We start from the raw sequence: 22360 nt of genomic DNA, 5'->3' as shown, positions 1-22360 counted from the left end.
TCCCCGCCTCGCGGTGGGAACGGGGACGAGCTGTTCGTGGGGAACAGGGCGCGGGTCGGGACCGAGCCGATTGCCGGGGCGGTTGCCGGGACCGAGCCCTTCAGGCGAAGGGCGTCACGGCGGGGACGGGGACGAGGCCGACGCGGCGAGCAGCACGGCTTCGCCGGTGCCGTCGGCGGCGGAGGAGTAGATCGCGGGCGCCTCGCCCTGCGGGACCTTCGCGTAGGCGAGGGTCGAGTCGTCCAGCCAGGCCGCCTGGTCGTCCATGCCGTGGCTGTTCGGGATCGGGGTCTCCTTGCCGGAGGCCAGGTCCAGCACCGCCAACTGCCAGGCCCCGAGGGAACCGGCGCGCTTCTTGTACGCCACCCGCTTGCCGTCCGGCGAGAGCGACGGGCACTCGGCCCCCGGCCGGACGGTCTCCATGGTCTTGGCGCGCAGATCGCCCTTGACGAGCCAGTTCTGACTGCCGGAACCGAGCGTCGCGTAGAACGTGTTGTCGTCCTCGGCGACGGTGACACCCCAGTAGTTGACGTTCTCCCGCTGCTCGACCTTGCCCTCGATCGTCGAGGTGAAGTGCTCCAGCGACTCCACGACGGTGCCGTCGCGCAGGTCGATGTAGCCCGTGCGGGTGGAGAAGCCGCCCGGCACGGCGTACGAGTCGCCGACCACGAACACCGTCCAGGACACGATCTTCCCCGAGGCGGAGACGCGCGCCCGGCTGGGCACACCCGGCAGGCCGACGGTCTTCACCGTGGCGCCGGAGGAGTCCAGCACCGCCACCTCGTAGGACGGGCCCAACCCCGCGAGCCGCAGGCAGACGGTCGTGCCTCCCGCCGAGTAGACCCGTTGGCAGCGCAGCGAACCCGCCGTCCTCGACCCGTCGGCGGCCAGCACGTCCACCCGGTTGCGCCCGTCGGTCTGGTCGACGAACCGCAGCCCGGTGCTGCTCTGCCCGCCCGCGGCCGCGGCACCCTCCTTGGTGACGGTCCACAGGACGTACCCGGTGCCCAGCAGGACCACGAGGACCAGCGCGGCGACCCCGGACAGCATGCGCCGCCGGGTCACGACTCGACCTCCGCGCGGAGCATGATGACCCGCACGGCCACCAGCGCCACCAGCAGCGCGCCGACGCCGAGCGCGACCGACGTGGTGAAACCGAGGTACTGCAAGGAGAAGCCGAACGCGATCGAGGACACGAGCCGGGCGAGGGCCTGGCCGGTCTGGACGATCGACAGCCCGCTCGCCCGCAGCTCCTCGGGCACCATCGTGGCGCCGTGGGCCATCAGCACGCCGTCGGTGGCGGCGTAGAACAGGCCGTGCAGCCCGAGGGTGAGGATCACCAGCGGCCAGCCGGTGATCGGGCCGAGCAGCAGGACGTAGGCGGCGAGCAGGACCACGTGGCCCGCGAAGAACACGGTCCAGCGGCCGACCCGGTCGGCGAACGACCCGATCGGGGTGGCGGTCAGCAGGAACACCAGCGCCGTCCCGACGGGCATGAGCGCCAGCCACGTCGGGTTCAGGCCGGAAACGCGTTGCAGCACCACGAAGAGGAACGCGTCGGACATCGTGACCAGGCCGAGCAGACCCGCGGCGACGGTCGTGCGCCGCAGGCCCGCGTGGCGCAGCAGGCCGAGCGACCGGCGGATCGACACCCGCCCGCTCGGGGCGTCCGACCGCGGCTGGCGCACGAAGAAGACCAGCACGATCAGGCCCAGCAGCGCGAAGCAGAAGCTGATGACGAACATGGGCTCCGGGCTCGTGGTGAGCCACGCCAGCACCGCGAACGTCATGAGCGGCCCGATCAGCGCCCCGATGGTGTCCATGGTGCGGTGCACGCCGAACGCCACGCCGAGCGATTCCTTCGGCGTGGCCAGGGAGATCATCGCGTCGCGCGGGCTCGTGCGGAGCCCCTTGCCCGCCCGGTCGAGCGCGAGCACACCGCCGATGCCGAACGCGGACGCGCCGACCACCGGGAAGGCGAGCTTGGTGACCGCGGAGAGGCCGTACCCGGCCACGGCCACGGCCTTGTGCCGCCGCATCCGGTCCGCGACGTACCCGCCCGCGAGGCGCAGGACCGCGGTGGCGCCGGTGTAGATCCCGTCCAGCAGACCGAACTGGAGGTAGCTCATCTGGAGGCTGAAGAGCAGGTACACCGGCATGAAAGCGGTGATCATCTCGGCGGAGACGTCGGTCAGCAGGCTGACCGTGCCGAGGGCGAAAACGGTGCTGGGCAACCGCTTCCGCAATTCCGCGCCGCCCTTGGGGCGGCTGGTGGCGACGTACATGACTAGTGCCCTGTCATCTCGCGGTGCCACACCTCGAGTGAGAGCAGCGTCCAGATCCTCGGTTGTTCGTTGCGCGCGCCCGTGGCGTGCCCGTCGAGCAGCTTCGCGACGGCCGCCCGGTCCAGCGTCCCGCCGACGAACGACGACGGACCGGTCAGCAGGTCGAAGGCCATGTCCCGCAGGCCGTCGCGGAACCACGCGTCCAGCGGCACCTTGAAGCCCGACTTGGGCCGGTCGACGACGTCGGCGGGCAGGTGCTTGCGCGCGACCTCCTTGACGACCCACTTGGTCTTGCCGCCGCGCACCTTGACGTCGCTCGGCAGGCTGAACGCCAGCTCGGCCACGCGGTGGTCGAGGAACGGGGGCCGCAGCTCCAGCGACGCCGCCATCGACATGCGGTCGCCGCGCTCCAGGAGGTTGTCGGCGAGCCAGGTGTGCGAGTCGGCGTAGAGCATCCGGCTCAGCGCGTCGCCGCCGCCGTCCTGGTACGGCCCGAGCACGGAGCGGGTGGCCGGACCGCCGAGCAGCGCGTCGCGCTCGGACGTCGTGAACGGCGCGAACCAGCCGCGCATCCGCTCGGCGTAGCTGGGCTCGCCGAGCGCGCGCACGACCACGCCGAGGCGGGCCTTGCTCGCGGGCAGCGCGCCTTCGAGCCTGCGCAGGGCGGCACCGGGCAACGCGCCCGCGAGCTTGGTCGCCTTGGCGAAGCGGTACTTGGGGTAGCCGCCGAACAGCTCGTCGCTGCCCTCGCCGGACAGGACGACCTTGACGTCGCGGCGAGCCAGCTCCGCGAGGCGGAACACGGCCACGTCCGCGGGCTCGGACAGGGGCGCGTCGCGGTGCCAGCTCAGCTTCGCCCAGCTATCGCGGAAGTCGTCCGCCGTCACCACGACCTCGTGGTGCTCGCTGCCGACGATCCCGGCCACCTTGCGGGCCCAGGTCGTCTCGTCCACGCGCTCGTCACCGAACCCCGCGGAGAAGGTGTGCAGGCCCGCTCCGTCGCGCTCACGGGCCACCAGGGCGGTGATGAGGCTGCTGTCCACGCCACCGGAGAGGTACGCGCCCACGGGCACGTCGGCGATGAGCGCGTCGCGCACGGACGCGGTGAGCGCCTCGTCCACGAGCCGCACGGCCTCCTCTGGGGAGACGTCGAGGACGTCCGGCGCCTTGGGCAGCTCCCAGTACGGCTCGGTGCGGACCGCGCCGTCGGCGGTGACCACGAGGTGGTGACCCTGCGGCACCTTCCGCACACCCTCGATCAGCGTGTACGGAGCGGGCACCGAGCGGTGCGCCAGGTAGTCGTGCAGGCTCGCCCCGTCCACCCGGTGCGCCCCGATCACCGGGAGCAGCGCCTTGATCTCCGAGGCGAACGCGAACACGTCGGCGGTCGCGTAGTAGTACAGCGGCAGGATGCCGAGCCGGTCGCGCACCAGGTGCGTCTCGCCGGTCTTCGAGTCGTGCAGCGCGTAGGCGAACTGGCCGCGCAGCTTCGCGACGCCCCGCACGCCGTGCTCCTCGTACAGCGCCAGCAGCACCTCGGTGTCGCCCTTGGTGCGGAACGGGTAGGACAGCTCCGCGCGGAGTTCCCGGTAGTTCAGGATCTCGCCGTTGAACGTGATGTGCGTGTGGCCGCTCGCGCCCTCCATCGGCTGCGGCGACCCGGCGAGGTCGATGATCGACAGCCGGGTGTGCGCGAAGCCGACCGGGCCGTCGGACCAGAAGCCGCTGTCGTCGGGACCTCGGTGGTGCAGCCGCTTCGCCATCTCCGCCAGCAGTTCGGCGTCGACCGGTTCGCCGTCGAAGCGGCGGATGCCCGCTACTCCGCACATGGTTCGCCCTCCGCGTCGACGTGGGTCCCCTCGGCCAGCGCCATCAGCTCCAGCGCCCGCGAGTCCCACGACGCCGTGAGGACCGCGGCGCGGCGCTCCTCGGGGGTCTTGGGGCCGCCGTCGGCGAGCGTCCGGCGGATCATCTCGATGAACGCCGTGTGGTCCGGGGCGACCCGGATGACGTCGGAGTACCGGGCCACCTCCGGGAAGTCCGTGCTGACCACGGCGAGTCCCAGCGCGAGGTACTCCTTCATCTTGATGGGGTTCGCGTGCTTGATCCAGTCGTTGTCGAGCCACGGCATCAGCGCGACGTCGAAGCCGGAGCCGTACGCGGGGATCTGCGCGTAGGACCGGAAGTCCAGCCAGTGCGCGTTCTGGTACTTCTCGTACCGCTCCATCGAGCAGGTCGCGTCGCCGATCATCACCAGCGAGGCGTTCGGGAACTCGACGGCGACGCGCTCCAGCAGGTCGAAGTCGACCAGGTAGTCGTCCAGGCTGCCGAAGAAACCGATGCGCGGGCCGGGGATCGACGCGAGGTCGGCGGGCAGGTCCTCGGTGCGCCGGAAGTGGTCGACGTCGACGCCGTGGTCGAGGAAGTGGGCCCGGTCGCCGGTGAGGCCGCTCTCCTCCTCCTGGAGCGCGCGGCTCACGTAGAGGACACGGTCCGAACGGGACAGCAGGTTGTCCTCCAACGCGCGGATGGTCGACTGGTCCGACTCGGGGAACGCCGAGTGCCGGTCGGACCGGTTGAACAGCAGCGTGCGCCGCTTCATCGGCTCGACGACGTCCCACGCCGTCGGGATGGTCGCGACGACCGCGGGCGTGCCCATCCGCAGCGCGAGGCACACGGCGCGCACCTGTGCGCGCACGAGCACGGAGTTCAGCTTGCGCAGCCACGGTTTGCCGTAGAACGGCAGCGGGAGCGGGGTCATCACGTGGAAGCCGGGAGTGTCGGGCAGCGGTCGGCGCACGAGCTTCGCGACGCTGCGGGCCTTGCGCAGGATCCGGCGCGCGAACTGCGTGCTGCGGCCCGGCAGCGGCATCCGCAGGCCGATGCTGTTCACCAGCAGCACCTTGCGGTGCTTGGCGACCCGGCGCAGCAACTGGAAGTCGGAGTGCGCCTGGTTGTGGTACCACCAGTCCTGTGCGGAGAAGCAGAGGTAGCTCGGCCCCTCGGCCGCGGCGGTCGCCCTCGGCACCTCGGCGGGCCACTCGGCCATCGTGAGCAGTCCTCGCAACGCGGTGCGGTGGCGTCCGTCCCGCGACCGGAGTCCTTCGTTCAGCGCCACGGCCAGCCACATGGCCGCCGCGGCGACGCGCCCGTGGCGCTCCCGGTGCATCCGCACCCTGTTCGCCGTGAGGATCGACCACAGCCGCGGTGAGGTCTGCACCTCGCCACCGATGTGCTCGGCCACCGCGCTCGGCACGTACCGCACGGGGAACCCGGCTTCCCCCGCGCGGAGCATGTATTCGGTCTCCTCGGAGTAGAGGAAGTACCGCTCGTCCAGCGGGCCCAGCGCGTCGAGGACCCGGCGCGAGACCAGCCAGGCCGCGCCGGTCGCCCAGTCGACCACGTGCGGGCGCTCGTAGTCCTCCGGGCGCAGGACGGTTTCGCCCAGCGGCGGGATCCGGCCCGCCCGGCCACCGCCGAGCACCGCCTCGCCCAGCGCGCGCAGCACGGTCGGCTCGCGGCGCAGCGAGTGGTGCAGCGCGCCGTCCGTGCCGACCAGTCGCGGCACGGCGATGTCGGCACCGGTGGCGCGCAACGCCTCCACGGTTCCGGGGCGCAGCCGGATGTCGGCGTTGAGCACGAGCACGTCGTGGCCCTCGGCCGCCGCGACGCCCAGGTTCACGCCCGCGGCGAAGCCCGCGTTGACCGGGTTCCGCACCACCACGGCGTTCGGGGACGTCTCCTCGACCAGTGCCGTGGTCCGATCGGTGGAAGCGTTGTCGACCACCACCACGAGCACGTCGTCGGGGAGCGACCTCAAGCAGTCGACGATCACCCGTTCGCTCTGGTAAGTGACGATGACCACCGCGACAGGTGACCGATCCACCGCATCTCCTAGCCGAACCACTCGGTTGCGCTTCCGCCCGCTACATCGAGCGCGTCGGGACGTCCGTTACGAGATGGCCCGAGGTGTAACCGATTCGACTTCCGGAACGAGAACACAACGTCGACGTTGTTCGCGAGGAAGAGGATCCCCGGTGTCGCATTCGCCGCACGTGCTCATCATCGTGCAGAACCTGCCGGTCCCGCTGGACCGGAGGGTGTGGCTGGAGTGCCGCGCGCTCATCGCCGCGGGCTACCGGGTTTCGGTGATCTGCCCCAAGGGACCGGGTGATCCCGCTCACCAGTTCCTCGACGGAGTGCACATCTACAAGTACGCACCGCCACCGCAGGCGGACGGCGCGCTGGGCTACGCGTGGGAATTCCTGTACTGCTGGGTGCGCACGGCGTTGCTGAGCGTGAAGGTTCGCCGCAGGGAGCGGTTCCACGTGATCCAGGCGTGCAACCCGCCGGACACCTACTGGGCGCTCGCGCTGCTGTGGCGCCTGGCCGGGGTGAAGTTCGTCTTCGACCACCACGACCTCAACCCCGAGGTCTTCCTGTCCCGCTTCGGCGAGCCGACCGGTCTCGCGGGCAAGGCGCAGTTGCGGGTCCTGCGCTGGCTCGAACGCCGCACGTTCCGCACCGCCCAACGGGTCATCTCCACGAACACCTCGTACCAGCGCATCGCGTGGGAACGCGGGGACGTGCCGAAGGAGCACACGACGGTGGTCCGTTCGGGCCCGGACACCACGGTCATGCGCCCGGTCGAGGGCGTGGAGGCCCTGCGCCGCGGCGGGAAGCACCTCGTGGCCTACCTCGGCATCATGGGCCCGCAGGACGGCGTCGACGGCGTGCTGGAGATCGCCAAGCGGGTCGTGCTCGACAAGGGCCGAACGGACGTCAGGTTCGCGCTGCTCGGTTTCGGCGACTGCCTGGAGGACCTGAAGAAGCAGAGCACCGCCATGGGGCTGGACGACTACGTCGAGTTCACCGGGCGGGTCGGACCGGAGCAGATCACCCGCTACCTGTCGACCGCGTCGGTGGGCCTCGGGCCGGACCCGCTGAACCCGCTCAACGACGTCTCCACGATGAACAAGACGATGGAGTACATGGCGTACGCCGTTCCCGTGGTCGCCTACCGTCTCACCGAGACGGTCGTGTCGGCCGCCGACTGCGCCGTCTTCGTGGAGCCCGGCGACGTCGACGGGTTCGCCGACGCGCTGCTCGACCTGCTCGACGACCCGGAGAGGCGGGCGTCCCTCGGCGTCGCCGGTCGGCAGCGGTGCGAGCAGGTGCTGGACTGGCGCCCGCAGGCCGAGAACTACGTCGGCGTCTACGACGAGCTGCTCGGCTTCCCGTCGAAGGGCCCGTTCCCCGAGGGGCCGCCCGCCCTCGACGGCGCGCTGGTCGACAAGTGGGGCAACCGCGTGATCGACCTCCAGGACGAGGCGGCGCTGCTGGCGTTCGCCGCCGACCGGACCTCGCGCGTGGGCGCCCACCGCGACGATTCGCCCGAGCGGGGGATCGGCTAACGCACATCGATCTTCCGACGATGTCGCGAGTGGGTCGGGTAAGCGCCAGGAGGCACCACATGCCAGTGCTCGATCGTTTACGTACTCAGTCGACCTTGGTCGGCGTGGTGGCGCTCGTCACCGCGTTGGCCGCGGCGCCCGCTTCGGCGGCGCCCGCGGGCCGGGTGTTCGGCTACATCGCCAACAACGGCGGTGGGGTTTCCGTGATCGACACGGCGACCAACGCGGTCACGTCGACCATCACCGACAGCGGCGGCAGTTCGCCCTACATGGTGGACGTCGCCTTCGACGGGACGCGCGGGTACGTCACGAACATCCGCGACAACACGCTGACGGTGATCCACGCGCCGACGAACACCGTGGACGCCAGCATCCCGGTGGGCTCGCGCCCGGCGGGAGTCGTGGTGGCGCCCGACGGCGGCCACGTGTACGTGACCAACTACGGCGACGGCACCGTGTCGGTCGTCGACGTCGCGACCCTCGCGGTCGGGGCCACGATCCAGGTCGGCCCCAACCCGGACGGGGTCGCCATCGCCCCCGACGGCAGGTCCCTCTACGTCACCCACGACGTCGCGGGCCCCGGAACCGTGTCCGTCGTGGACACGGCGACCAACGCGGTCGTCGCGGACGTGACGACCGGCAACACCCCGACCGCGGTGGCCGTGACGCCGTCGGGCGCGCGTGCCGTGGTCGTCAACAAGCTTTCGCACAACGTTGCCGTGCTGGACACCTCGACGAACGCGGTGCTCGGTACCGTGACCGTCGGGTCGACGCCGCACGGCGTGGCCATCTCGGCGGACGGGGCCCGCGCGTTCGTCACCAACAGCCAGTCGGCGTCGGTGTCCGTTGTGGACATCGCGTCGATCTCCGTGGTCGGCACCGTTCCGGTCGGCGCCCGGCCGATCGGGGTGGCGTTCACGCCGGACGGCGCGAGCGCCTACGTGACCAACTTCAACAGCAACACCGTTTCCGTCGTCGACACCGCCTCGCTCGCCGTCACCGCGACGGTGGACGTGGGGTCGCAGCCGGTGGGCGTGGCGATCCACCGCGTGCCTCCCGCCGAGACCACGCTGACGGCGGGGGCGGCGAGCTTGCAGGTGCGCGTGCTCGGCTTCACCGTGCGCAGCGTCGACGCCAAGCTCACGCGGACGCACGACGGCGCGCCGGTCCAGGGCCGCCAGGTCGTCTTCCGGTTGGTCAACGGCGGGCCGTTGTGCACGGCGACCACCAACGCCTCCGGTGTCGCGAAGTGCGACGCGAACGTGCCGCTGCTGGTGGGCGTCGGCGCACTGCTCCAGGGCTACACGGCGAGCTTCGCGGGCAACGACGACTACACGTCGTCGGTGTCCCACGGTGGGATCGGGCTGCTCTAGGGAGGGGTCGGGGGCGCGGTCGGTGTAACGGGGACGGCGCCCCCGGACGACAAGAGGACGTAGGCCGCGAAAGGTGCCACGGCACATGGGCGCGAGCCGGGAACAGGGGAGTGACGCAGGTGTTCATCCGACGGATCGCAGTGATCGGGACCGGGTATGTCGGCCTGACTACGGGTGCCTGCCTGGCTTCCCTCGGTCACCGCGTCGTGTGCGCCGACGTGGACGTGGAGAAGGTCGAGCGGCTCACGCGCGGTGAGGTCGACATCCTGGAGCCTGGGCTGCCCGAGCTGGTGGCCGAGGGCATCGCGTCCGGGCGGCTCTCGTTCGTCGTGGGTGCGGCCACCGCGGTCGGGGCGCACGACGGTGGTGCGGAGGTCGTGTTCCTGTGCGTGCCGACGCCGATGGGGGTCGGTGGGCTGGCCGACCTGAAGGCTGTCGAGTCCGTTGTGGACGAGTGCCGCTCCCTGTTCGCCGAGGGCTGCGTGATCGTCAACAAGTCGACGGTGCCGGTCGGCACCACGGTGCTCACGTCGGAGCTGCTGGGGCGGCCCGACATCTCCGTCGTCTCGAACCCCGAGTTCCTCCGCGAGGGCTCCGCGGTGAAGGACTTCCTGAACCCCGACCGGATCGTGGTCGGCTGCGACGACCAGGACGCGGCCGAGCGGGTGGCGGCGCTGTACTCGCGGCTCGGCGCGCCGACCGTGCTCACCGACGCGGCGAGCGCGGAGATGGTGAAGTACGCGGCGAACTGCTTCCTCGCGATGAAGCTGTCCTACGTCAACGCGGTCGCCGAGCTGTGCGAGCGGTTGGGCGCCAACATCTCCGACGTGACCGAGGGCATGGGCTACGACCGCCGCATCGGCCAGTCGTTCCTCTCGCCCGGTCCCGGCTGGGGCGGTTCGTGCCTGCCGAAGGACACGCACGCGATGCTCCAGGTGGCGGACGCGGCGGACTTCGAGTTCCGGCTGCTGCGCGCGACGATCGACACCAACGACCGGCAGCGCCAGCGGATGGTCGACAAGATCCGGCTCGCCGTGACGGGCAAGCGCAACGGATCCCTGTCGCACGTGCGGATCGGCGTGCTGGGCTTGACGTTCAAGGCGGGCACGGACGACCTGCGCGACTCGCCCGCGCTCGCGGTGGCCGCGCTGCTCAAGCAGGCGGGCGCCGACCTGGTCGGCTACGACCCGGCGATGGGCGTGGGCTCGTCGGCCGCGGTGGGCATGGACGTCGTGGACGACCCGTACCTCGCCGCGAAGGACGTGGAGGCGCTGGTCGTGCTGACCGAGTGGCCGGAGTTCCGCACGCTTGACTGGGCGAAGGTCGCCGGGCTGGTCCGCCAGCCCGTCGTCGTCGACACCCGGAACCTGCTCGACCCGGACGTGCTCAGCCGGGCGGGCCTGAAGTGGACCGGACTGGGCGGTCACCGCTAGGTCCTCGAAGCTCGGGGAGTCCACGCCACTGCAGGGGTGGCGGGGACACCCCGAAACCCGGAGGGGTTCTCGCCGCGGCAGGGGCGGCGGGAGTCCCACCGAACCCGGAGGGGGTTCACGCCGCGGCAGGGGCGGCGGCGGGAACCCCCTCCGTCCTACGTCGTGCGGGGGCGGGCCAGCAGGAGCAGCACGAGGCCCGCCAGGGACATGGCCAGCGACATGCCGTAGGCGGTGCGGTACGTCAGCACCTGCGCGAGGGCGAGCAGCGGCCCGGCGAGCATGGACGCGACCGTGGCCGAGTTGGTGAACATCGTCGTGGCGTAGCCGGGGCGGTCCGGTGACAGGCTCTGGAAGTACGAGATGCCGATGCCCATCACCGCCGAGATTACGATGGCGTTGAGGACCTGCGCCGCCGCGATGTGCCACGTGGTCGAGACCAGCAGCATCGCGCCGAAGTAGCCGAGGCCCACGACGGCGCCGACGAGCACCAGCACGCGCTGGTCCACCCGCGACGCCAGGACGCCGAAGCCGATCATCAGCGGGATCTCCAGCCCGGCGCACAGGCCCATGATCAGGCCGACGTCGGTCGTGGTGCCGCCCACCTGCTCGGTGACGAACAGCGGCAGCGTGACCACGCCGAGGGAGATCGCGCCCTGGAGCAGCACGAACGCGAGCACCGACAGCGCGAACCGGGGCCGGGGACCGGGCGCCACCGGTTCGACGTCCTCCTCCACGGGCGGTGCGGCGGCGACCTCGGGCAGGCGGAGGGTGAGCAGCGCGACCACGCCGAAGACGAGCCCGGTCGCGGCGAACAGGCCGGTGAACCCGGTCTGCGCGACGAGCAGCGCGGCCAGCGGCGGGCCCGCGACCCAGGCCAGCGAGATCAGCGTGCGCAGACCCGTGATGATCAGCGGGGCCCTGGTCGAGCCGCCGCGCTCCAGCACCTGGCGGGCGTAGGCGAACATCTGCGGCAGCAGCGACGACGCCACCGCGACCAGTGTCGTCGACACCAGCAGCAGCACCCAGTAGTTCCGCAGCACCGCGAACAGCCCGTAGCCGAGCGCGCCCGTCACCGCGCCCACGATCAGCAGGGTGCGGCGCACCGCCCGCGCGTCCGACAGCCTGCCGAGCAGCGTGCTGGCGACCAGTGACGCGAGCGGCGTGATCAGCAGGAACGTGCCGAGCGCGAGGGGGCTCGCGCCGACCTCCGCGCTGAGGAACAGCGACATGAACGGGAAGGCGAGCGCGGCGCCGAGCCCGACGGCCGCGCTGACCAGCGACAGGGGGACCAACGACCGCACGCGGAAGGGCACAGGGAGTTCAGCCGTGACAGTCACCCCATCATCCTCTCAGCGCGTGCCAGGACGGTGGAATCGATTAAGCCCAGGAAGTGACCGATTTCTCGTGCTCCATCACTATAGTTTCAGTGTAGACCGAAATAAGTGGTGATCACGGGTTTCACCAGCATGAACACCCGCCGGACAGTGGCTGAAAATCGCAGGTCACCACGAACAGGTGGTCGATCCCTCTACTCTGGAAGTGCCGACGGCATGAGGGAGGAAGTACAGGTGCAGCCACTGCCCGTGGACGGGCCGCAGCGCATCGGGGACTACGTGCTGCTCAGAGGGTTGGGCAAGGGCGCGATGGGGTCCGTGTACCTCGGTCGCTCCCGCGGCGGGCGTCCGGTCGCGGTGAAGGTGGCCCGCGCCGAACTCGCCGAGAGCCCGGCCTTCCGCGAACGCTTCCGCCGCGAGGTGGACATGGCGCGCTCGGTCGGCGGCTTCTGGACCGCCGCCGTCGTGGACGCCGACCCGGACGCCGACCGCCCGTGGATGGCCACCGAGTACGTGGTCGGCCCGAACCTCCAGCAGGCCGTCGAGACGCACGGGCCGCTGCCCGAGCAGTCGGTGCGCAGGCTGGCCGCCGGACTGGCCGAGGCGCTGGTCGCGATCCACGGCGCGGGTCTGGTGCACCGCGACCTGAAGCCGTCCAACGTGCTGCTGGCCACCGACGGTCCCCGCGTGATCGACTTCGGCATCGCCAGAGCGCTGGAGCACTCCGCGCTGACCGAGGCCGGTGTCGTGTTCGGCACGCCCGGCTTCCTGTCGCCGGAACAGGTCATCGGGACCAAGATCGGCCCGCAGAGCGACGTGTTCGCGCTCGGTGCCGTGCTGGTCTACGCCGCCACCGGGCGCGGCCCGTTCGGCGACGGCTCGACGGCCTCGCTGGTCTACCGCGTGGTGCACCAGGAGCCCGACCTGACCCACGTGCCGCCCGCGCTCGTGCCGCTGATCGTGCCGTGCCTCGTCCGCGACCCGGACCACCGCCCGACGCCCGCCAGGCTGCTCGCGACGATCGACGTGCCGCACCTCGACGACACGTGGCTGCCCGCGCCCGTGCGGACGCTCGTGGAGCAGCGGCACACCGAGCTGAGCGCGCTGCCCGCCGCGAACGGCAAGCCCGCGACGCGGATGATGGCCGAGGCCGCGCCCGTCGTGGCCGCCGCCGCGGCGAAGCAGATGCAGCGCGCGATGCAGGTCGTCGTGGAGAAGGCCAAGGCCCTCGAGGCGAAGGCCGTGATGGCCAAGGCGATGGAGCCGAGGGCGATCGAGAAGGTCGACAAGGCCGACAAGGCCGACAAGGCCGACAAGGTCGAGAAGGCGCCGAAGAAGGCCAAGCCCGCGTCGGTCGCGCAGCCGAAGAAGCCCGTCGGCGTCCGGTTCAAGGAGTCGCGCGCGTCGGACATCGGGTGGGGGCTGGTGACCGGGTTCATCACTCTGGTCGCGCTCGCCTTCCAGGGGACGGACACCGCGGGCCGGGACGTCCAGTACGTCGCGCTGATCACCGCGCTGGTGTTCTCGCTGTGGTCGATCCGGCTGCTCGTCGGGGCGCTGCGGCCCCGGCTGGGCCTGGAGATCGGGCCGGACGGGCTCACCGTCTCGTGCGGCAGCCGTGAGCGGAAGCTGCCGTGGTACGCCATCTCCAGGAGCAAGATCATGTACCGCCGCGGCAAGCCGTGGCTGGTGGTGTGGCTCGTCGCCGCGGCGGGTGAGCCGCAGTCGCTGGGGCACGGGACGTTCAAGCCGTACAAGGGCGGCTACCGCGCGTACCCGGTGTCGCACGAGAAGGCCAAGGCGCGGCAGGGTCAGGACGTGGGCGAACTCCGCTCGGCCCTGGCCTGGTACGCCGCGTCGACGTTCGACCCGCGCTGACCGCGTTGCCCGGTCGTGCCCGGTCGGGCGCCCGGTTCAGCGTCCGGTGAAGGTCGCCTTGCCGGGTCCGTCCGCCAGGAACGAGCGGACGGCGTTCGGCAGGTCCTCGGTGTCGAAGAGGGCGGCGGCGATCGTGGTGACGTGGGCGTTCGCCTCCGGCACACCGCCGCTCTGGAAGTGCTCCAGCACCTCCTTGGTCGCCGCGTGCGCCCGCGTCGGGCCTGCCGCGAGGGTCGCGGCGAACTGGCGGGCGGTGTCGTCGAAGCCGTCGTCGGCCAGGACGCGGTTGACGACGTTCCACCGCTCCAGCGTCGCGGCGTCGTAGCGCTCGCCGGTCATCACGAACTCCTTGGCGCGCCCGACCCCCGCGCGCGCCGCGAGGCGCTGGGTGCCGCCCATCGTGGGCGTCAGGCCGATCACCTTCTCGACCAGGCCGAACTTCGCGCGGGCCGCGGCCAGGATGATGTCGCACGCCACGGCGACCTCGAACGCCCAGGTCAGCGTGAGGCCGTGGGCGGCGAACACGGTCGGGAACGGCAGCGCGGCGATCCGGTCCGGCAGGTCGAGCATCCGGTCGAACAGCACCTTGGCCTCGTCGGGCCCGGTCTGCGCCGCGAACAGCGACACGTCGACGCCGCCGCTCACGACCTTGCCCTCGGCGCGGATCAGCAGCGCGCGGGGCGCGTCCTCCTCGACCTCGGTGATCGCCGAGATGAGCTGGTCGTGCAACTCGGCGGTGTAGAGGTTCAGCGGGGGAGCGTCGACGGTCAGGACGGCCAGACCTGCGGCATCACGTTCGAGTTTCACCACCTCGCCACCTTCTCACGGCAATCGGGTCTTGACACTGTCGCAACAATGGTCACAATCGGAGGAGAACGGGCGTCAACCGGAGGGAACCGGGCATGTACGCGGCGGAACGGCACCAACTGCTGGCACAGCGCTCACGCCGCGACGGCCGCATCGAGGTCGGCGACATGGCGGCCGAACTCGGCGTCGCCCCCGAGACGATCCGCCGCGACCTCGGGGTGCTGGAACGCCAGGGCCTCGTCCGCCGCGTGTACGGCGGCGCCGTCACCGTCGAACGCCTCGACTTCGAACCCGGTGTGGCGCAACGGGACCAGACCAACGCCGCCGAGAAGGACCGGATCGCCCGCGCGGCGCTCGACGAGATCCCCGAACGCGGCACCGTGCTCATCGACGCGGGCACCACCACCGCCAGGCTCGCGACCCTGCTGCCGACCGACCGCGAACTGACGGTCGTCACCAACTCCGTGCCCGTGGCCGCGATCGTCGCGGGCCGCGCCGCCACCACGCTGCACCTGCTGGGCGGCCGGGTGCGGGGAATCACCCTGGCGGCCGTCGAGTCGTGGACGCTGACCGCGCTGGAAGGACTGCTGGTCGACGTGGCGTTCCTGGGAGCCAACGGCTTCTCCCTGGCACACGGCTGCACCACCCCCGACATCGCCGAGGCGGCGGTCAAGGCGGCCATGGTCAAGGCCGCCCGCCGCCGCGTCGTGCTGGCCGACTCGAGCAAGCACGGCGCCGACCAGTTGAGCCGCTTCGCCCGCTGGGCGGACATCGACCTGCTGATCACGGACACCGGCCTGGACACGGGCGTGATCCCGGAACTGGAAGACGCCGGAGCACGGGTGGTGCGGGCATGACCAGGAACTGTCGGACCCCTGTCGTAGTGTCGAATTCGGGGGGCCCAGCCTGCGGGGTAGGGCTTGGTCGGCGCGCGTTCGGTCCGGTGGGCTTTGCCCGTGGGGCTGGGCTTGGACGGCGTGGGTTCGGTCCGGTGAACCCGGCCTGCGGGGTGGCGCTCGGCCGTGCGTTCGGTCCGGTGGGCCGCGCCCTGCGGGAAAGCCCTGCCCGCGACCGTTTCCCGAAACTGTCGGACCCCTGTCCTACTGTCGAATCCGGGGGCCCATCCCACGGCCATGGGCTTGGTCGGCGTGTCCGGAAGTCGTGGGTGGCGTTGTGATCGTCACCGTGACGCCCAACCCGAGCGTGGACCGGACCGCCACCCTGGAGGACTTCCGCCGGGGTGGGGTGTTGCGGGCGTCCTCCACGCGGCTCGACCCCGGTGGCAAGGGGGTCAACGTGGCGCGGGCTCTGGCCGCCGCGGGGACGCCCACCGTGGCGTTGCTGCCCGCGGGTGGGCCCGAGGGGGATCGGTTGGCGGAACTCCTGGCCCCGGAAGGGGTTCCGGTGGTCGCGGTGCCGATCGCCGGGTGCACGCGGAGCAACATCGCGCTGGTCGAGCCGGACGGGACGACCACCAAGATCAACGAGCCCGGTCCCGAGCTGTCGCTGTTCGAGCTGGCGGCGCTGGAGGCGCGGGCGGCGCAACTGGCCGAGCGCGCGGACTGGCTGGTGTGCTGCGGCAGCCTCCCGCTCGGTGTGCCGTCGGACTTCTACGCGCGGCTGGTCCGACTCGCCCGCGGGGCAGGGGCGAAGGTCGCCGTCGACTCGTCCGGCGCGACGCTCGCCGAGGCGTGCGCGGCAGGACCGGACCTGGTCAAGCCGAACCTCGACGAGCTGGTCGAGCTGGCCGGGCACCCGCTGCCGCGCCTGGGGGACGTGCTCGACCACTGCCGCGTGCTGGTCGGCGGTGGGGTGGGGGCGGTGCTGGTCAGCCTGGGCGCGGACGGGGCGCTGCTGGTCGACCAAGCGAACGCGTGGCACGCGCGGGCGGAACCGGTGGAGGTGCGCAGCACCGTCGGCGCGGGGGACGCGGCGCTGGCCGGGTTCCTGCACGCCGGGGCCCGCGGTGAACGCGCGCTGCTGACGGCCGTCGCGTTCGGCACGGCGGCCGTGGCGCTGGAGGGCAGCCGGATGCCCAAGGACGTGCACACCGACGCGGTGCGCCGCATCGACGTCGACGAATCACTCAACCTCAGTGGAGCCGCGGCATGGACGCCGAACTGATCACCACGGAACTGGTCGACCTCGATCTGGCCGAGCACGATCGCCGGGACGTCGTGCGCTCGCTGGCGAAGCGGCTCGTGGCCGCGGGGCGGGTGACCGACCTGGAACTGTTCCTCGCCGACGTCGAGAAGCGCGAAGCGCAGATGGCGACCGGCCTGGAGGGCGGGATCGGCATCCCGCACTGCCGGTCCGCCGCCGTCACGGCGCCGACGCTGGCGTTCGGCCGCAACGCCGGGGGCGTCGACTTCGGCGCGGACGACGGTCCCGCGAAGCTGATCTTCCTGATCGCCGCGCCGGAGGGCGGTGGGGCGGAGCACATGACGATCCTCGCCGCGCTGGCCCGCAGGCTCGTGCGCGCCGAGTTCAAGCAGACCCTGACCGCCGCGACCGATCCCGCCGAGGTCGCCGCGTACGTCCGCCAGGAGGTGGCCCCGTGAAGTTCGTCGCCGTCACCGCGTGCCCGACGGGCATCGCGCACACGTACATGGCCGCCGAGTCGCTGGAGCAGACGGCGAAGGCGAACGGGGACACCATCGAGGTGGAGACCCAGGGATCGGCCGGGTCCGCTCCGTTGGACCCGCAGGTCATCGCCGACGCCGACGCGGTGATCTTCGCCGTCGACGTGGCGGTCCAGGGCCGGGAGCGGTTCGACGGCAAGCCGGTCGTCGAGGTCGGCGTCAAGCAGGCCATCAACGGCGCGGCCGGGGTGTTCGACCAGGCCAGGGAGGCGGCGAAGGCGGGCCCGTCGAAGCCCGCGCTCACCACCAAGGTCGGCGCGAACGACCGGACGGGCACCAAGGTCCGGCAGTGGCTGATGACCGGTGTCAGCTACCTGATCCCGTTCGTGGCCGCGGGCGGGCTGCTGATCGCGCTGAGCTTCGCGCTGGGCGGCTACGAGATCGTCGACGCCCCCAAGGTGACCGACCAGTTCGACGCGGGCTCGCTCCAGGGCTGGGCCGCGCTGATGTTCCAGATCGGGTCGGCCGCGTTCGGGTTCCTGGTGCCGGTGCTGGCGGGCTTCATCGCGTTCGCCATCGCGGACCGGCCCGCCATCGCGCCGGGGTTCGTGGGCGGCGCCATCGCCGTCACGGTCGGCGCGGGCTTCCTCGGCGGCCTGGTCGCGGGCCTGCTGGCGGGCGGGGTCGTCAGCGCGCTGAAGCGGATCAGGGTGCCGCGCCCGGTCGCGGGCATCATGCCGGTGGTGGTCTACCCGCTGCTCGGGTCGATCGTGGTCGGCGTCCTGATGTACGTCGTGGTCGGCAAGCCGATCGCCGCGGCCACGACCGGCCTGACGAACTGGCTCACCGGGCTGAGCGGCACGAGCGCACTGCTGCTGGGCGCGCTGCTCGGGCTGATGATGGCGTTCGACATGGGCGGCCCGGTGAACAAGGCGGCGTACGCGTTCGCCGTCGGCGGCCTCACCACCGGCACCGGGACCTCGTTGCAGATCATGGCCGCGGTGATGGCGGCGGGCATGGTGCCGCCGCTCGCGCTCGCGCTGGCGTCGACCGTCCGCAAGGCGTTGTTCACGGAGGTGGAACGGGAGAACGGTCGGGCCGCGTGGTTGCTCGGGGCGTCGTTCATCACCGAGGGCGCGATTCCGTTCGCTGCCGCCGATCCGCTGCGGGTCATCCCGAGCATCATGCTCGGCTCGGCCACCACGGGCGCGTTGTCGATGGTGTTCGGGGTGACGCTGCGTGCTCCTCACGGAGGTATCTTCGTGCTACCCCTGATCGGGAAACCGTTGCTGTTCGTGCTCGCGCTGGCGATCGGGACGGTGATCTCCACGGTCGCCGTGATCCTGCTGAAACAACTGAAGGCAGGTGTTCCGGAGAGCGCCGGGACGACGGCGAACACCGCCGCCGTGAGCGCGTGATTACCTGATCGGGAAGAGGGTCCGGTCACCGATGATTAGTTCTTCCGGACCTCTACCGACGCGCTCGTTATAAGAGTCATATGGGTTTGGTATATGTCATGTGATCTGCATCACTTGACTAGACAAAATCATCCCAGTTAAGTAGGGAGGTAGTTATCGGCCGCTGAATGAAATGGGGATCAACCAGTGGCTTTCATCATTGAGATGATTTTCCGAGACGCTGGCGACGTGCGCAGATCGATTCATGTGGCACATCGTGATTACTGGAAGCGTCTTGCCGATCAGGGAGTCCTGATCGGCGGCGGGTTGGTGGGTGACGGCTCGGCGGCGATGCTGCTGTGCCAGGCCTCGGACGAGCAGGCGGTCCGCGAGCTCATCCGCGCCGACCCGTACATCAGGTCGCACGTGATCGCGGAACTCCGCGTTCGCCAGTGGCACGTCCTCATGGGTGTGCCGCAGGTGGAACGACCGGAGCCCGCGCTGGTGCGGCCGCGTGACGGGCAGGCGGTCGACGCGATCGACCACGACCCGCTCACGCCGCACGAACGGCGGATCGCGCTGATGATGTTGGAGGGCAAGACCAACCGGCAGATAGCCGAGCACTTCTCGGTATCCACCCGCGCGGTCGAACTCCACATCACCCGCATCTACCGCAAACTGGAGATCGGTCGCCGCGCGCAGCTCGCCGCGGCGATGTCCTGGGGGCAGGGTCAACGGTCCTACCTGTAGGCGCGACGGCGCTCTCCGATCTTGGGGGGCGCCGTTGGTCATATTCCACGCGGGGTACGGTGAGTGGGCGTCAATAGTTCATCCCGGTGGGTCACATCACATTAACACCCACTAACACCATATGAGATGAATACACTGCTACCAGTTGGTAACTTACTGGTGGGAGTCTGTCTTGCGTCGTCGTGCCCTGGCCGCGGTCCTCACGGCTGTCGTGGCCACGTCTGCCTGCGCCTCCTCCGCCGCGCCCACCGTCAAGTCCGGTCCCGGCGTCACCGAGAGCACCATCTCCCTCGGTGTCCTGACCGACATGAGCGGGCCGTTCGCACCGACCGCGCTCGTCCGGATCAAGGGCTACGAACTGTTCATCGGCGAACTCAACGCCCGCGGCGGGATCTGCGGCCGCAAGGTCGAGCTGACCACCAAGGACCACGGCTTCACCGTCCAGCGAGCCCTCGACGGGTACTTCGACCTCGAACCGAAGGTCCTCGGCTTCCTCGACATCACCGGCGCCGCGATGACCGCCGCCATCGCCCCCGACCTGATCCAGACCCGCGCGCTCGCCGCGCCGGTCTCCTGGTCGGCGGCGCTGCTGGGCAACCCGCACATGATGATCGTCGGCGGCACCTACGACATCGACGTGATGAACGGCCTCGACCACCTCAAGCGCGACGGGGTCATCGCCGACGGCGACACCATCGGGCACGTCCACGTCGAGGGCGACTTCGGCACCAACGCGCTGGAGGGCAGCACGTTCGCCGCCCAGCAGTGGGGCATGACGCTGGTCGAGAAGCCCGTCGCGGAGTCCGCCGACGACCTGGGCGCCCAGATCGCCGCGCTGAAGGCGCAGAACGCGAGGGCGGTCGTGCTCAGCACGAGCCCCGCGCAGACCGCGCTGGCCGTCGCCGCCGCGGCGGCACTCGGCTGGGACGTCCCGTTCCTGGTCAACGTCGCGGGCTTCGACCCGGCGATCCTCAAGTCGCTGGCCGCCCCGGCCGTGATGAAGCAGGTGCAGGTCGTGTCGCCCATCGCGCCCTACGGCGCCGACGCGGCGGGCCCCCAGGCCGTGGCCAAGGCGTTCGAGGCCCGCTACCCCGACCTGGAGGCCAACGGGGCCGTGAACCACGGCTACGCGGTCGCCATGGCCTTCGCCGCCGTGCTGGAGAAGGCCTGCGCCGAGAAGGACCTGACCCGCGACGGCGTGCTGCGCGCGTTCCAGGACACCAACGGCGTCGAGACCAGCGGGCTCACCGGCCAACTGCGCTTCTCGCTGGCGGGCAGGCCGTCGGCGACCCAGTCGTACATGGCCAGGCCGGACGACAAGGTCAAGGGCGGCCTCGTGGTGACCGAGAAGCTGTTCGAGTCCGAACTCGTGAAGGCCAAGGGCACGCGGGCCAAGTAGCCGGTGGGGCCGGACGGAACTGCGGGGCGGCTGGTCGGCATCGGTTCCGCCCGGCCATCAACACAGACCGTCCGGTACCGGGTCCGCGAGGCAGCTAGTTGTAGACGGCTCGGTTCAACGTCCGGATGAGCGCGCCGTAGCCGCCGCCCGCCCAGCCGTCGCGGGCCAGTGCGGCGCGGGCCGCGTTCGCGCCCGGCGCGCCGTGCACGCCGCCGCCCGGATGCGCCGACGAGCCCGCCAGGAACAGCCGGTCGATCGGTGTGTCCGCCCGCGCCAGGCCGGGCACCGGGCGGAACACGAGCTGCTGGTGGATGCCCGACGTGCCCGCGTTGATCGCGCCGCCGACCAGGCTGGCGTTGCGCTGCTCCAGGTCGGCGGGACCCTGCACGGACCGGCTCACGACCAGGTCGCGGAAGCCGGGCGCGTGCTGCTCCACGACCTGCTCGATGCGGTCCACCCGGCGCCGCAGCCGGTCCGCGGACCAGTGCTCGCCGCGCGGCACGTGCGTGTAGACCCACGCGGCCTCGGTGCCCGCCGGGGACCGGGTCGGGTCGGTGGTGGTCATCTGGCCCAGCAGCAGGAACGGCGTGCGCGGCGTCCGGCCGCACGCCAGGTCGTTCGCGATGCCCGCGAGCCCGTTCACGTCCGGTCCGATGTGAACGGTCCCGGCCAGCCGGGCGTCCGGGGACGTCCACGGGATCGGACCGGACAGCGCCCAGTCGACCTTCATGGTCGCGTCGTCCCACTCGAACCGGCGCAGGTCGTCGATCAGCCTGGGCGGCAACGAGTCCCGGCCCACCAGGTCGAGGTAGAGGTTCGGCGCGGGCACGTCGGCCAGCACGGCCCGCCTCGCCCGCACGGCGGTGCCCGACACGTCGCGCACCCCCACCGCCCGGCCCCGCGCGTGCAGCACCCCCGTGACGCGCCTGCCGCACTCGACCCGCCCGCCGCGGCTGGTCAGCCTGCGCACCAGCGCGCTCGTCAGCTCACCCGCGCCGCCCTCCGGCACCGGGAAGCCGATCTCCTGGCCCAGCATGGTGAGCAGCCACGCGAACACCCCGCCGCCGGACTGGTCCGGACCGAGGTCGGTGTGCATCGTGTTGCCCGCGAACAGCAGCCGCGCGCCCTCACCCGCGAACTTCTCCGCGCCGACCGCGCGCACCGGCTGGGTCAGCATCCTGGTCAGCCGCAGCGCTTCCGCCGGACCGAGCGACCGCAGCAGCCCGCGCCCCGCCCTGATCGGCGGGAACGGCCGCAGCACCGCGTCCAGCACGTCGTCGCGGATCCGCTGCCACAGCGCGAACTCCGCGCGCCACGCGTCCCCGTCGCCCGGCGCGAACGCGCTCACCGACTCCGCCGTGCGGTCGAGGTCCCGCGACAGCAGCACGGACCGGTCGTCGGGCAGCACGTGCGCCAGCACCTCCGGCGCGTGCACCCACCGCAGCCCGTGCTCCTCCAGCCCCAGCCCCCGGATCACCGGCGACCCGGCGCCCATCGGGTAGAACGCGCTGAACACGTCGTTGCGGAAGCCGGGCGCGGTGATCTCCTCGGTGCGCACCGCGCCACCGGGCGTCGCCGCGCCCTCCAGGACGAGCACGGACCAGCCCGCGTCGGCGAGGACGTTGGCCGCCACCAATCCGTTCGGGCCGGATCCGATGACCACCGCGTCGACGTCGTCCCCACCCAAGGCGGGCCGGTCCATGCTGCC

General features: G+C 71.4%; 17 protein-coding genes. 10 read left to right on the top strand and 7 right to left on the bottom strand.

Going from position 1 to position 22360, the window contains the following annotated elements:
* Positions 1–114: 114 nt before the first annotated feature.
* From NZH93_RS30885 to NZH93_RS50880, 4 genes are read right to left on the bottom strand one after another with little or no spacing between them, the layout of a single operon-like run.
* Complete coding sequence (locus NZH93_RS30885; RefSeq protein ID WP_259626774.1) at positions 115–1065, bottom strand: TolB family protein; 951 nt, start codon at positions 1063–1065, stop codon at positions 115–117.
* Positions 1062–2285, bottom strand: a complete 1224-nt coding sequence (locus tag NZH93_RS30880) for an MFS transporter (RefSeq protein ID WP_259626773.1) — start codon at positions 2283–2285, stop codon at positions 1062–1064. The genes NZH93_RS30885 and NZH93_RS30880 overlap by 4 nt, the downstream gene beginning before the upstream one ends.
* A 2-nt stretch (positions 2286–2287) precedes the next feature.
* Positions 2288–4114, bottom strand: a complete 1827-nt coding sequence (gene asnB / locus NZH93_RS30875; protein ID WP_259626772.1) for an asparagine synthase (glutamine-hydrolyzing) — start codon at positions 4112–4114, stop codon at positions 2288–2290.
* Positions 4102–6171, bottom strand: coding sequence for a glycosyltransferase (locus NZH93_RS50880; RefSeq protein ID WP_259626771.1), 2070 nt, complete (start codon positions 6169–6171; stop codon positions 4102–4104). The genes asnB and NZH93_RS50880 overlap by 13 nt, the downstream gene beginning before the upstream one ends.
* 151 nt (positions 6172–6322) lie before the next feature.
* Here NZH93_RS50880 and NZH93_RS30865 point away from each other — a divergent pair, with 151 nt between their 5' ends.
* The 3 genes from NZH93_RS30865 to NZH93_RS30855 all read left to right on the top strand — a co-directional run bounded on the left by NZH93_RS30865 (position 6323) and on the right by NZH93_RS30855 (position 10505).
* Positions 6323–7699, top strand: coding sequence for a glycosyltransferase family 4 protein (locus NZH93_RS30865; RefSeq protein WP_259626770.1), 1377 nt, complete (start codon positions 6323–6325; stop codon positions 7697–7699).
* 104 nt (positions 7700–7803) lie between these two features.
* Entirely contained in the window at positions 7804–9072 is a 1269-nt protein-coding gene (locus NZH93_RS30860; protein WP_259626769.1) for a cytochrome D1 domain-containing protein, read from the top strand.
* Between the two features lie 119 nt (positions 9073–9191).
* Complete coding sequence (locus tag NZH93_RS30855) at positions 9192–10505, top strand: UDP-glucose dehydrogenase family protein (protein WP_259626768.1); 1314 nt, start codon at positions 9192–9194, stop codon at positions 10503–10505.
* Between the two features lie 155 nt (positions 10506–10660).
* Here the strand turns inward: NZH93_RS30855 and NZH93_RS30850 are convergent, their stop codons facing one another.
* A complete protein-coding gene (locus NZH93_RS30850; RefSeq protein ID WP_259626767.1) occupies positions 10661–11842 on the bottom strand; it encodes a sugar efflux transporter in 1182 nt (393 codons plus the stop codon).
* A gap of 213 nt (positions 11843–12055) precedes the next feature.
* Here NZH93_RS30850 and NZH93_RS30845 point away from each other — a divergent pair, with 213 nt between their 5' ends.
* Positions 12056–13717, top strand: a complete 1662-nt coding sequence (locus tag NZH93_RS30845; protein ID WP_259626766.1) for a serine/threonine-protein kinase — start codon at positions 12056–12058, stop codon at positions 13715–13717.
* 36 nt (positions 13718–13753) lie between these two features.
* Here the strand turns inward: NZH93_RS30845 and NZH93_RS30840 are convergent, their stop codons facing one another.
* The gene (locus tag NZH93_RS30840; protein ID WP_372506923.1) at positions 13754–14527 is read right to left on the bottom strand and encodes an enoyl-CoA hydratase/isomerase family protein; all 774 of its coding nucleotides are present in this window, start codon (positions 14525–14527) and stop codon (positions 13754–13756) included.
* 92 nt (positions 14528–14619) lie between these two features.
* Here NZH93_RS30840 and NZH93_RS30835 point away from each other — a divergent pair, with 92 nt between their 5' ends.
* The 6 genes from NZH93_RS30835 to NZH93_RS30810 all read left to right on the top strand — a co-directional run bounded on the left by NZH93_RS30835 (position 14620) and on the right by NZH93_RS30810 (position 20652).
* Positions 14620–15381: a DeoR/GlpR family DNA-binding transcription regulator gene (locus NZH93_RS30835; protein WP_259626764.1), complete on the top strand. Its 762-nt coding sequence runs from the start codon at positions 14620–14622 to the stop codon at positions 15379–15381.
* A 316-nt stretch (positions 15382–15697) separates the two neighbouring features.
* On the top strand, positions 15698–16648 hold the full coding sequence (gene pfkB, locus NZH93_RS30830; protein WP_259626763.1) for a 1-phosphofructokinase: 951 nt from the start codon (positions 15698–15700) through the stop codon (positions 16646–16648).
* Positions 16633–17085, top strand: a complete 453-nt coding sequence (locus tag NZH93_RS30825) for a PTS sugar transporter subunit IIA (protein WP_259626762.1) — start codon at positions 16633–16635, stop codon at positions 17083–17085. Before pfkB ends, NZH93_RS30825 begins: the two co-directional genes overlap by 16 nt.
* Positions 17082–18524: a PTS fructose transporter subunit IIC gene (locus NZH93_RS30820; RefSeq protein WP_259626761.1), complete on the top strand. Its 1443-nt coding sequence runs from the start codon at positions 17082–17084 to the stop codon at positions 18522–18524. Before NZH93_RS30825 ends, NZH93_RS30820 begins: the two co-directional genes overlap by 4 nt.
* 186 nt (positions 18525–18710) lie before the next feature.
* Complete coding sequence (locus tag NZH93_RS30815) at positions 18711–19253, top strand: helix-turn-helix transcriptional regulator (RefSeq protein WP_259626760.1); 543 nt, start codon at positions 18711–18713, stop codon at positions 19251–19253.
* Positions 19254–19425: 172 nt separating this feature from the next.
* On the top strand, positions 19426–20652 hold the full coding sequence (locus NZH93_RS30810) for an ABC transporter substrate-binding protein (protein ID WP_259626759.1): 1227 nt from the start codon (positions 19426–19428) through the stop codon (positions 20650–20652).
* Positions 20653–20746: 94 nt separating this feature from the next.
* Here the strand turns inward: NZH93_RS30810 and NZH93_RS30805 are convergent, their stop codons facing one another.
* Positions 20747–22354: a phytoene desaturase family protein gene (locus NZH93_RS30805; RefSeq protein WP_259626758.1), complete on the bottom strand. Its 1608-nt coding sequence runs from the start codon at positions 22352–22354 to the stop codon at positions 20747–20749.
* Positions 22355–22360: the final 6 nt, after the last annotated feature.

Origin of the sequence: Umezawaea endophytica (genome assembly GCF_025061645.1) — a bacterium.
Classification (GTDB): domain Bacteria; phylum Actinomycetota; class Actinomycetes; order Mycobacteriales; family Pseudonocardiaceae; genus Umezawaea; species Umezawaea endophytica.
This window is presented reverse-complemented; position numbering and strand designations above follow the sequence as displayed.

Coding starts and splice junctions, on each gene's coding strand:
- NZH93_RS30880 (WP_259626773.1), bottom strand. CDS start 2,285: ATGTACGTCGCCACCAGCCGCCCCAAGGGCGGCGCGGAATTGCGGAAG.
- asnB (WP_259626772.1), bottom strand. CDS start 4,114: ATGTGCGGAGTAGCGGGCATCCGCCGCTTCGACGGCGAACCGGTCGAC.
- NZH93_RS30845 (WP_259626766.1), top strand. CDS start 12,056: ATGAGGGAGGAAGTACAGGTGCAGCCACTGCCCGTGGACGGGCCGCAG.
- NZH93_RS30835 (WP_259626764.1), top strand. CDS start 14,620: ATGTACGCGGCGGAACGGCACCAACTGCTGGCACAGCGCTCACGCCGC.
- NZH93_RS30825 (WP_259626762.1), top strand. CDS start 16,633: ATGGACGCCGAACTGATCACCACGGAACTGGTCGACCTCGATCTGGCC.
- NZH93_RS30805 (WP_259626758.1), bottom strand. CDS start 22,354: ATGGACCGGCCCGCCTTGGGTGGGGACGACGTCGACGCGGTGGTCATC.